The organism is Streptomyces sp. 3-6 (genome assembly GCF_056323165.1).
Genome location: NZ_JBWHZP010000013.1, coordinates 117,803 through 129,723 on the forward strand (window position 1 = coordinate 117,803; position 11,921 = coordinate 129,723).

The 11,921-nt window shown below is 71.4% G+C and carries 7 protein-coding genes; all 7 read left to right on the top strand.

Features of this window, described 5'->3' with window-relative positions:
• The first annotated feature begins 322 nt into the window (after positions 1-322).
• The 7 genes from AC02VZ_RS18350 to AC02VZ_RS18380 all read left to right on the top strand — a co-directional run bounded on the left by AC02VZ_RS18350 (position 323) and on the right by AC02VZ_RS18380 (position 11,818).
• Positions 323-1,504: an ROK family protein gene (locus AC02VZ_RS18350; protein WP_432058504.1), complete on the top strand. Its 1,182-nt coding sequence runs from the start codon at positions 323-325 to the stop codon at positions 1,502-1,504.
• Between the two features lie 426 nt (positions 1,505-1,930).
• Positions 1,931-3,448 carry a sugar ABC transporter ATP-binding protein gene (locus AC02VZ_RS18355; protein ID WP_432058505.1) on the top strand — a complete coding sequence of 506 codons (1,518 nt, stop codon included), beginning with the start codon at positions 1,931-1,933 and terminating at the stop codon, positions 3,446-3,448.
• On the top strand, positions 3,445-4,464 hold the full coding sequence (locus AC02VZ_RS18360; protein ID WP_476475875.1) for an ABC transporter permease: 1,020 nt from the start codon (positions 3,445-3,447) through the stop codon (positions 4,462-4,464). Before AC02VZ_RS18355 ends, AC02VZ_RS18360 begins: the two co-directional genes overlap by 4 nt.
• Positions 4,465-4,480: 16 nt before the next feature.
• Complete coding sequence (locus AC02VZ_RS18365; protein WP_432058507.1) at positions 4,481-5,530, top strand: substrate-binding domain-containing protein; 1,050 nt, start codon at positions 4,481-4,483, stop codon at positions 5,528-5,530.
• Between the two features lie 80 nt (positions 5,531-5,610).
• Complete coding sequence (locus tag AC02VZ_RS18370) at positions 5,611-6,822, top strand: Gfo/Idh/MocA family protein (RefSeq protein WP_432058508.1); 1,212 nt, start codon at positions 5,611-5,613, stop codon at positions 6,820-6,822.
• 15 nt (positions 6,823-6,837) lie between these two features.
• On the top strand, positions 6,838-7,836 hold the full coding sequence (locus AC02VZ_RS18375) for a sugar phosphate isomerase/epimerase family protein (RefSeq protein WP_432058509.1): 999 nt from the start codon (positions 6,838-6,840) through the stop codon (positions 7,834-7,836).
• Positions 7,837-8,104: 268 nt separating this feature from the next.
• Positions 8,105-11,818: a ThuA domain-containing protein gene (locus tag AC02VZ_RS18380; protein ID WP_476475876.1), complete on the top strand. Its 3,714-nt coding sequence runs from the start codon at positions 8,105-8,107 to the stop codon at positions 11,816-11,818.
• Positions 11,819-11,921 lie beyond the last annotated feature (103 nt).

The following is an 11,921-nucleotide window of genomic DNA, read 5'->3' on the forward strand; positions in this document are numbered from 1 at the left end:
GGCCCTCGCGAACACAGACACGTTTCAGGCCACCGCGGTTGCGGGGGCCGTCGTCCGGGAGGAGCCGGCCTCCCGGAACCTTCTCGTCCGCCCTGGTGGCCACGGGTGGGCCCCCGGCCGCCCGGCCGTCCGGAAGGCGGTCCTTCCGGGGAGAGCGCTCCCCGGCTTTGTCCTGTGAGTGGAAAAAGTAGGGGGCAATTGCTGCACGACTTCTTCCCAGCACCGGCAGCCGCTGCTACGTTCCCTTCCGAAAGCAGGCCGCACACGTGGCCGGAATCCGGTGCGCACAGCCGATCGAGGCGGGGAGGGGCTCGTGAGACGCATGACCGCCCGACCCGCGAACGCCCACCAGGCCCGGCTGCTGCGCCTGTTGCGCGACGGTGGTCCCAACTCCCGCGCGCAGCTGGGCGATCAGGTGGACCTCTCGCGGTCGAAGCTGGCCGTCGAGGTGGACCGGCTGCTGGAGACGGAGCTCGTCGTGGCCGACGGCCTGGCCGCCTCGCGCGGCGGACGCCGTTCGCACAACATCCGGCTCAACCCCCGTCTGCGCATGCTGGGCGTCGACATCGGTGCGACCTCGGTCGACGTCGCCGTCACCAACGCCGAACTGGAGATCCTCGGGCACATCACCCAGCCGCTGGACGTGCGCGAGGGGCCGGTGGCCGTGTTCGAGCAAGTCCTCGCGATGGCGGCCAAGTTGCGGGCCTCCGGGCTGGCGGAGGGGTTCGACGGCGCCGGCATCGGCGTCCCCGGGCCGGTCCGCTTCCCCGAGGGCGTCCCGGTGGCCCCGCCGATCATGCCGGGCTGGGACGGCTTCCCCGTGCGGGAGGCGCTGAGCCAGGAACTCGGCTGTCCCGTCATGGTCGACAACGACGTGAACCTGATGGCGATGGGGGAGCAGCACGCGGGCGTCGCCCGCACCGTCGCCGACTTCCTCTGCGTCAAGATCGGCACCGGCATCGGCTGCGGCATCGTCGTCGGCGGAGAGGTCCACCGCGGGACGACGGGCAGCGCGGGCGACATCGGGCACATCCAGGCCGTGCCCGACGGCCGCCCCTGCGCCTGCGGCAACCGGGGCTGCCTGGAGGCCCACTTCTCCGGCGCGGCCCTCGCCCGCGACGCCACCGAAGCCGCCCAGCAGGAGCGTTCCCCGGAACTCGCGGCCCGGCTGGAGGCGAACGGCACGCTCAGCGCCGCCGACGTGGCCGCCGCAGCCGCCGCCGGGGACGCCACCGCCCTCGACCTGATCCGTGAGGGCGGCAACCGCACCGGCCAGGTCATCGCCGGGCTCGTCAGCTTCTTCAACCCCGGCCTGGTGGTGATCGGCGGCGGGGTGACCGGCCTCGGCCACACCCTGCTCGCCGCGATCCGCACTCAGGTCTACCGCCAGTCGCTGCCCCTGGCGACCGGCAACCTCCCCATCGTCCTGGGCGAACTGGGCCCCACCGCCGGCGTCATCGGCGCGGCCCGGCTCATCAGCGACCACCTGTTCTCACCCGCGTAGGCACCACGGCACACCCGCACCACGGCACCCCGTACCGCCGCACCACCGCACAGCGCCACCGTTCCACGGCACGGCGCCACTACGGCTCCTCACCCGGCCCGTTCCGCCGCACGACCGCACCGCCACGGACGTACCACCGCACCACGTACCACGCACCACGTACCGACGCACCGACGTACGGCCACCGCACCGCAGCACCACGTACCGCCCGGAAGCACCGCGTACCGCACCACCACACCAGACACGACAGCACCCGGCACCGCACCACGGCACCAGGCGCCCCGCACAGCGCCCTCCCCACACCGCTCCCCACACAGCGCCCCCCGCACGCCACCGCCACGACCGCCACCACCACAGCCCTGCCCTGACAACGTTGGCCCGGCCGCGCCCTGACACCGGCCCGCACGCCCGCCGAGGGGAAACCGCATGGCAACCCGACCACCGCTGCTCCGCATGTCCGGCATCACCAAGTCGTTCCCGGGAGTCCGGGCCCTGGACGGTGTCGACCTCGACGTCCAGGCGGGCGAGGTGCACTGCCTGCTCGGCCAGAACGGGGCCGGCAAGTCCACCCTGATCAAGGTGCTGGCCGGCGCTCACCAGCCCGACACCGGCACCATCCACTGGCAGGGCGAGCCGGTCACGCTCCGCTCGCCGATCGCCGCCATGCGGCTGGGCATCGCCACCATCTACCAGGAACTCGACCTGGTGGAGCACATGTCCGTCGCCGAGAACGTCCACCTCGGCCATGAACCCACCAGCGCCGGATTCGTCGTCCGCGGCCGGGCCGCCCGGACCGCGACCGCCGAACTCCTCGGCCGGCTCGGACACCCGGAGATCGACCCGGCCCGGCTGGTGGGCCGACTCTCCGCCGCCCAGCAGCAGATCGTGTCCATGGCGCGGGCGCTCTCCCACGACGTGCGGCTCATCGTCATGGACGAACCGTCCGCCGCCCTCGACCCCGACGAGGTCGACAACCTCTTCCGGATCGTCGCCGGACTCACCGCCGAGGGCGTCGCCGTCGTCTACATCTCCCACCGCCTGGAGGAGATCCGCCGCATCGGCGACCGGGTCACCGTGCTGAAGGACGGCCGGGCCGTCGCCGGCGGGCTGCCCGCCGAGTCGACACCGACCAGCGAGGTAGTCTCCCTGATGACGGGCCGCACCGTCGAGTACGTCTTCCCCGAGCGGCCGGCCGGACAGCCCTCCGGTGAACCGGTTCTCACGGTCCAAGGGCTCTCCCGCGAAGGGGAGTTCGAGGCCCTGGACCTCCAGGTGCGCCCGGGGGAGATCGTCGGGCTCGCCGGACTCGTCGGCTCCGGGCGCTCCGAGATCCTGGAGACGGTCTACGGCGCGCGCCGACCGGACACCGGGCGGGTCCTCGTCGACGGGCGCCCGCTGCGGCCCGGCAGCGTCCGGGCGGCCGTGCGGGCCGGGATCGGCCTGGCCCCCGAGGAACGCAAGGCGCAGGCGCTGCTGATGCTGGAGTCCGTCACCCGCAACGTGTCGGTGTCCTCCATGTCCCGCTTCTCCCGGGGCGGTTGGATCGACCGCGGGGCCGAACAGGGGGCGGCCCACGCGGCGATCCGCGAGCTGTCACTGCGGCCCGACAACCCCGACGTGCCGGTGCGCACCCTGTCCGGCGGCAACCAGCAGAAGGCGGTGCTCGCGCGCTGGCTGCTGCGGGGCTGCCGGGTGCTGCTGCTGGACGAACCCACCCGCGGCGTCGACGTCGGCGCCCGCGCGGAGCTGTACGCGGTGGTCCGCCGGCTCGCCGACGAGGGCCTCGCCGTCCTCCTGGTCTCCAGCGAGGTGCCCGAGGTGCTCGGCCTCGCCGACCGCGTCCTGGTCCTGCGCGAGGGGCGCGTCGTCCACACCGCGCCCGCCCGTGAACTCGACGAACACCGTGTCCTCGACCTCGTCATGGAAGGAAGCCCGGCCACATGACGCAGCCCGTCTCCCCGCCGCGGGACACCCTCGGCAAGACACCGCCGGCCGTCGGCCCGCCCGCCTGGCGCGCCGTGCTGTTCCGCGCCGATGTCCGCACGCTCTCCCTGCTGGGCGTGCTCGCCGTCCTGATCCTCATCGGAGGCTTCACCCGACCGGACGAGTTCCTCGACACCCGCAACCTCCAACTCGTCCTCACCCAGGCGTCCGTCATCGGCGTCGTCACCGTCGGCATGACCTTCGTCATCACCTCCGGCGGCATCGACCTGTCGGTCGGCGCGATCGTCGCCCTCGCCTCCGTCTGGGCGACCACCGTCGCCACCCAGGAGTTCGGCTTCGCCGGCATCCTCTTCACCGCCGTCCTGGTCGGACTCGGCTGCGGACTGGTCAACGGGGTGCTGATCGCCTACGGCGGGATGGTGCCGTTCATCGCCACCCTCGCCATGCTCGCCTCGGCCCGCGGACTCGCCCTGCAGATCACCGACGGCCGCACCCAGATCGTCACCGTCGACAGCGTCCTCGACCTCGGCGAACGCGACGCCTACGTGCTCGGAGTGCCGCCGCTCGTGCTGGTGTTCGCGGCGGTCACCGTGATCGGCTGGCTGCTGCTCAACCGGACCACCTTCGGCCGCCGCACCGTCGCCGTCGGCGGCAACGCGGAGGCCGCCCGCCTGGCCGGCATCGACGTCCGCCGCCAGCAGCTCTACCTCTACCTGCTGTCCGGACTGTGCTGCGGCATCGCCGCCTTCCTCCTCATCGTGCTGGCCGGCTCCGGCCAGAACACCAACGGCAACCTCTACGAGCTCGACGCCATCGCCGCCGCGATCATCGGCGGCACCCTGCTCACCGGAGGCCGCGGCACCATCGTCGGCTCCGTCCTGGGCGTCCTGATCTTCACCACCATCACCAACATCTTCGCCCTGAACAACCTGCAGAGCGACGTCCAGCAGATCGCCAAGGGCGCGATCATCGTCGCCGCCGTGCTGGTCCAGCGCCGTACCGCGAGCACGACCTAGGAAAGGGTTCACCGCCATGCCGCTTCCCACACCGTTCACGAGCCGCAGAGGGCTGCTCTTCGGGGCCGCCGCCGTGTCCGCCGGTGCCCTGGTCACCGGCTGCACCAGCAACGAGCCGAGCGAGAAGGAGTCCGACGCGGGCGCCCAGCCGGCCGCCGACGACAAGCCCGGCAAGCCGGTCACCATCGGCTTCGCCGGACCGCAGGCCGACCACGGCTGGCTCAACGCCATCAACGACAACGCCAAGAAGCGCGCCGAGAAGTACAGCGACGTCACCCTGGAGATCACCGAGGGCTCCAACGACACCGCGCAGCAGATCGGCCAGATCGAGACGCTCATCAACAAGAAGGTCGACGTCCTGGTCGTGCTGCCCGCCGACGGCAAGGCTCTCACCCAGGTCGGCCTGAAGGCGATGCGGGCCGGCATCCCCGTCGTCAACCTCGACCGGATCTTCAACACCCCGCAGGCGTACCGCTGCTGGATCGGCGGCGACAACTACGGCATGGGCCTCAACGCCGGCCACTACATCGGCGAGAAGCTCAAGGACACGCCGGACGCCCGGGTCGTCGAACTCGCCGGCCTGGACAACCTGGAGCTCACCAAGCAGCGCACCCAGGGCTTCGACGACGCCCTGAAGAACTACCCCAACATCAAGAAAGTGGCCCGCCAGGCGGCCGAGTTCACCGTCGAGACCGGCCAGGCCAAGATGGCGCAGCTGCTGCAGGCCCAGTCGAAGATCGACGCGCTGTGGAACCACGACGACGACCAGGGCGTGGGCGCGCTGCGCGCCATCGAACAGGCGGGGCGCGACGAGTTCCTGATGGTCGGCGGCGCGGGCGCGCTGTCCGCCTTCGAGGCCATCAAGGCCGACAACGGTGTCCTGAAGGCCACCGTGCTGTACCCGCCGACGATGGCCGCCTCCGCGATCGACCTGGCCCGCGCGCTCGGCCAGGGCAAGGGGGTCGGCGGGCTCGCCGAGTTCGAGATCCCCGCGTCGCTGACCTGCTACTCGGCCGTCGTCGACAAGGACAACGTGGACCAGTACATGTCCACCGGCTTCAAGTGAGGAGCCCCGGCCCACGGGCCTGACCAGCCCACCGGGCGGGGCCCGCCCCCGCCCGCACGGACGACGAGGAGGACATCCGTATGGCACAGCCGCAAGCGTCAGAAGGGGCAGCAGGCACGGGGAAGCCACGCCTGCGCGTCGGCATGGTCGGTTACGCCTTCATGGGCGCCGCCCACTCCCAGGGCTGGCGCACCGCGGGCCGCGTCTTCGACCTGCCGCTGGACCCCGAACTGGCCGTGATCTGCGGCCGGGACGCCGCCGCCGTGCGCGCGGCGGCCGACCGGTACGGCTGGGCGGCGACCGAGACCGACTGGCGCGCCCTCGTCGAACGGGACGACGTCGACCTGGTCGACATCTGCACCCCGGGCGACAGCCACGCCGAGATCGCGCTGGCCGCGCTCGCCGCCGGCAAGCACGTGCTGTGCGAGAAACCCCTGGCCAACACCGTCGCCGAGGCCGAGGCGATGGTCCGCGCGGCCGACGAGGCGGCCGCGCGGGGCCGGACCGCCATGGTCGGCTTCAACTACCGCCGGGTCCCCGCGACCGCGCTCGCCCGGCGGATGGTCGCCGAGGGCCGCATCGGCACCCTGCGGCACGTCCGCGTGTCCTACCTCCAGGACTGGCTGGTGGACCCGCTGTTCCCGCTGACCTGGCGGCTGCGCCGCGAGCAGGCCGGTTCCGGTTCGCTCGGCGACCTCGGGGCGCACATCGTCGACCTCGCCCAGTACCTGGCCGGCGAGCACCTGGCCGGGGTGTCCGCCCTGACCGAGACGTTCGTCCGGCAGCGCCCGCTGCCCGCCGGCGCGACCAGCGGCCTGGCCGCCGTCTCCGCCGCCGGCACCGGCGAGGTCACCGTGGACGACGCCGCCCTGTTCACCGGCCGCTTCGCCTCCGGCGCCCTGGCCTCCTTCGAGGCCACCCGGTACGCCACCGGACGCAAGAACGCCCTGCGCATCGAACTCAACGGCGAGCGCGGCTCGCTGGCCTTCGACCTGGAACGGCTCAACGAGCTGTCGTACCACGACGGCACCGAGCCCGGCACGCACGCCGGGTTCCGCCGCATCCTCGTCACCGAACCGGACCACCCCTACCTGGACGCCTGGTGGCCGCCGGGACACGGTCTCGGCTACGAGCACACCTTCGTGCACCAGGCACGCGACCTGGTCCACGCGGTCGCCGAGGGCCGCACCCCCGCCCCCTCCTTCGCCGACGGGCTCCAGGTGCAGCGCGTCCTGGCCGCCGTGGAGGAGAGCGCGGAGAAGAACTCCGTCTACACACCGATCGCCGCCTGAGGAGGACGGATACGAATGCCGCGCGACTTCACGCTGTTCACCGGCCAGTGGGCCGACCTGCCGCTGGAGGAGGTCTGCCGCCTCGCCCGCGACTTCGGCTACGACGGCCTCGAACTCGCCTGCTGGGGCGACCACTTCGAGGTCGACAAGGCCCTCGCCGACCCCTCCTACGTCGACTCCCGGCACCAGCTCCTCGACACGTACGGACTGAAGTGCTGGGCGATCTCCAACCACCTGGTCGGCCAGGCGGTGTGCGACGCCATCATCGACGAACGCCACCAGGCCATCCTGCCCGCCCGGATCTGGGGCGACGGTGAGCCGGAGGGCGTCCGGCAGCGGGCCGCCGCCGAGATCAAGGACACCGCCCGGGCCGCGGCCCGCTTCGGCGTCGACACCGTCATCGGCTTCACCGGCTCCGCGATCTGGCACCTGGTCGCCATGTTCCCGCCCGCCTCCGAGGCGATGATCGAGCGCGGCTACGAGGACTTCGCGACCCGCTGGAACCCGATCCTGGACGTCTTCGACGCCGAGGGCGTGCGCTTCGCCCACGAGGTGCACCCCGGCGAGATCGCCTACGACTACTGGACCACCGTCCGCACCCTGGAAGCCGTCGGCCACCGGCCGGCCTTCGGCCTCAACTTCGACCCGTCCCACTTCGTGTGGCAGGACCTCGACCCGGTCGGCTTCCTCTGGGACTTCCGCGACCGCATCTACCACGTCGACTGCAAGGAGGCCCGCAAGCGCCTGGACGGCCGCAACGGCCGCCTCGGCTCCCACCTGCCCTGGGGCGACCCGCGCCGCGGCTGGGACTTCGTCTCCGCCGGCCACGGCGACGTCCCCTGGGAGGACGTCTTCCGCATGCTGCGCTCCATCGGCTACGGCGGGCCCGTGTCCGTCGAGTGGGAGGACGCCGGCATGGACCGCCTCCAGGGCGCCCCGGAGGCGCTGACCCGCCTGAAGGCGTACGACTTCGAGCCGCCCAGCGCCTCCTTCGACGCCGCGTTCAGCAGCTGACGGACGCCGTCGCCGCAGGTCGGGAACGGGGGCCGGTGACCCTGCCGGTCCCCGGTCCGGCCTGCCCGGACCCCGCTTTGTCCTGTGCCGGGAGAAAGTTCAACCAGTGGCGGTCCAAGGGCTGTTGGACCCGGACGAACGCGGTTACCGTCCCTGAAGTGTCCGCGACACACACGCCTCCGGGGTGACGGCGCACCCCGGCGCCCACCCCCCTCGCACGTCCGAGCACCCGTTCCGTACGGCCCCACCCCGTTCCCGGAGGGACTTCGTGCACAGAAGCCGACCCACATCCGCCCGCACCACGAGGCGTACCCGATTCCGCACCGGCCTCGCCCTGTTCACCGGCCTGCTGCTGGCCGTCGGCGCCCCGGCGACCGTCGCCGGAGCCCACCCGGGGCATCCCGAGCACGACGAACCGGCCGCCGTCGAAGGGCAGTTCCAGCAGGTGCCGCTCGCCAAGGGCGAGCCCGAGATGGGCGAGCCGATGTCGCTCGCCGTCCTCCCCGACCGCAGCGTCCTGCACACCTCGCGCGACGGCACGCTCCGCCTCACCGACGAGGGCGGCGTCACCAAGGTCGCCGGCCGCATCCCCGTTTACAGCCACGACGAGGAGGGCCTCCAGGGCGTCGGCATCGACCCGGACTTCGAGAACAACCGGGCCATCTACCTGTACTACGCACCGCCGCTCGACACCCCCGCCGGCGACGCCCCCGAGACCGGCACCGCCGAGGACTTCGCGCCGTTCGACGGCGTCAACCGCCTCTCCCGCTTCGTCCTCAACGCCAACGGCACCCTCGACCTGTCCAGCGAGAAGAAGGTCCTGGACGTCGCGGCCACCCGGGGCATCTGCTGCCACGTCGGCGGCGACATCGACTTCGACGCCGAGGGCAACCTGTACCTGTCCACCGGCGACGACACCAACCCCTTCGCCTCCGACGGCTACACCCCCATCGACGAACGCGCCGACCGCAACCCGGCCTTCGACGCCCGCCGCACCTCCGGCAACACCAACGACCTGCGCGGCAAGATCCTGCGCATCAAGGTCGCCGAGGACGGCTCGTACACCGTCCCCGAGGGCAACCTCTTCGCCCCGGGCACCGAGAAGACCCGCCCCGAGATCTACGCGATGGGCTTCCGCAACCCGTTCCGGATGAGCGTCGACGACAAGACCGGCGTGGTCTACGTCGGCGACTACGGGCCCGACGCGGGCGCCGCCGACCCGGACCGCGGACCGGCCGGACAGGTCGAGTTCGCCAAGGTCACCGAGGCCGCCAACTTCGGCTGGCCGTTCTGCACCGGCGACAACGACGCCTACAACGACTACGACTTCGCCACCGGCACCTCCGGCGCGACGTTCGACTGCGCCGCCCCGAAGAACACCTCGCGGCACAACACCGGCCTCACCGACCTGCCGCCCGCCCAGGCCGCCTGGATCCCCTACGACGGCGGCTCCCTGCCCGAGTTCGGCAGCGGCTCCGAGTCCCCGATGGCCGGCCCGGTCTACCGCTACGACCCCGACCTCGACTCCAAGGTGAAGTTCCCCGAGGCCTACGACGGTGACTTCTTCGCCGGCGAGTACGGCCGCCGCTGGATCAAGCGGATCGAGCAGGACGACGACGGCTCCGTCGCGAAGATCAACGACTTCCCGTGGACCGGCACGCAGATCATGGACATGGACTTCGGCCCCGACGGCGCGCTCTACGTCCTGGACTACGGCCTGTCCTGGTTCCAGGGCGACGAGCACTCCGCCCTGTACCGGATCGAGAACGCCGAGGACGGCTTCTCCCCGATCGCCGAGGTCCGGGCCGACAAGACCTCCGGCGCCGCCGGACTGAAGGTCAAGTTCACCGCCACCGCCAAGGACGCCGACTCCACCGACCTCACCTACAGCTGGGACTTCGGCGACGGCACCAAGGGCGAGGGCCTCACCCCCACCCACAAGTACAAGAAGACCGGCACCTACTCCGCGACCTTCACCGCCAAGGACCCCGAGGGCAACACCGGCAACGCCAGCGTCCGCATCGTCGTCGGCAACACCGAACCCACGGTGAAGATCGACGTCCCGGGCAACGGCACCCTGTCCGCCTTCGGCGAACCCGTCCCGTTCAAGGTGACCGTCACCGACCCCGAGGAGAAGGTCGACTGCTCCAAGGTCAAGGTCGTCTACAGCCTCGGCCACGACTCCCACGCCCACGAACTCACCAGCGAGACCGGCTGCGAGGGCACCCTCGACCCGCCCCCCGGTGACGGCGGCCACGACCCCAACGCCAACATCTACGGCGTCGTCGGCGCCGCGTACACCGACGGCGGGGCGAACGGCCAGGAAGCCCTCACCGGCACCGCCCGCACCGTCCTGCAGCCCCCGCACCGCCAGGCCGAGCACTTCGGCACCCAGCAGGGCGTCTCCGTCATCGACAAGACCGGCGCCCACGGCGGCAAGACGGTCGGCAACATCCACGACGGCGACTGGATCTCGTTCACCCCCTACCGGTTCGACGGGCAGAAGAAGATGACCGTCCGCGCCTCCTCCGGCGGCTCCGGCGGCTACCTCGAACTGCGCACCGGCTCACCCGACGGCAAGCTGCACGGCTCGGCCTACATCCCGCCGACCGGAGGCTGGGAGACGTTCCAGAACGTCGACGTCCCCCTGCGGTCCCTGCCGAAGAAGACCTCCGAGATCTTCCTCGTCTTCCGGGGCGGCGACGGCGCGCTCTACGACATCGACGACTTCGAGTTCTCCAAGGAGCGCTTCAAGGCCGGCAAGAAGGTCCTGGTCTTCTCCAGGACCGCCGGCTTCCGGCACGACTCCATCCCCGCCGGCATCGCCGCGCTGAAGGAACTCGGCGGCCCGGCCGGCATCACCGTCGACGCGACCGAGGAGGCCGGCCAGTTCACCACCGCCAACCTCGCCAAGTACGACGCGGTGGCCTTCCTGTCCACCACCGGTGACGTCCTCAACGCCGACCAGCAGAAGGCGTTCGAGAACTACGTCAAGAACGGCGGCGGCTACATGGGCATCCACGCCGCCGCCGACACCGAGTACGACTGGGAGTTCTACGGCGGCCTCGTCGGCGCGTACTTCGACTCGCACCCGGCCGTCCAGAAGGCCACCGTGCGCGTCGAGGACCACGACCACCCGTCCACCGCGCACCTGGGCGACGCCTGGGAGCGCACCGACGAGTGGTACAACTACCGCACCAACCCGCGTGAGCAGGCCAAGGTCCTCGCCACCCTGGACGAGACGACCTACCAGGGCGGCACCATGAAGGGCGACCACCCGATCGCCTGGTGCCAGAACTACGGCGGCGGCCGGTCCTTCTACACCGGCGGCGGCCACACCAAGGAGTCCTACGCCGAGGAAGCCTTCCGCGCCCACCTGCTCGGCGGACTCCAGTACGCCACCGGCCAGGTCAAGGCCGACTGCAGGCCGAGCAAGGGCTACCGGACGATCTTCAACGGCCACACCCTGGACGGCTGGAAGCAGGCCGGCCCCGGCGGCTTCGACGTCAAGGACGGCACCCTGGAGTCCAACGGCGGCATGGGCCTGCTCTGGTACCAGGCCAAGGAACTGTCGTCGTACTCCCTGAAGCTGGACTGGAAGATGCGCGGCGACGACAACTCCGGGATCTTCGTGGGCTTCCCGGCCTCCGACGACCCCTGGTCCGCCGTGAACAAGGGCTACGAGATCCAGATCGACGCCACCGACGCGCCGGACCGGACGACCGGTGCGGTCTACTCCTTCAAGTCGGCGAACATCAAGGCCCGTGACCAGGTCCTCCGTCCGCCCGGCCAGTGGAACTCCTACGAGATCAAGGTCAAGGGCGAACGCCTCCAGGTGTTCCTCAACGGAGTCAAGATCAACGACTTCACCAACACCGACCCCGAGCGGAGCCTGACCGACGGCTACATCGGTCTGCAGAACCACGGCCCCGCCGACAAGGTCTCCTTCCGCGACATCCAGCTGAAGGAGCTGCCCTCCTAGGGCGACCAGAACGGCGGCGGGCGGAGGACGCCGGACCTCCGCCCGCCGTCCCGCCGGGCCCCCGTGGGCCCGGCACCGCTCGTCCGCCTCCGGCGCTCACCCC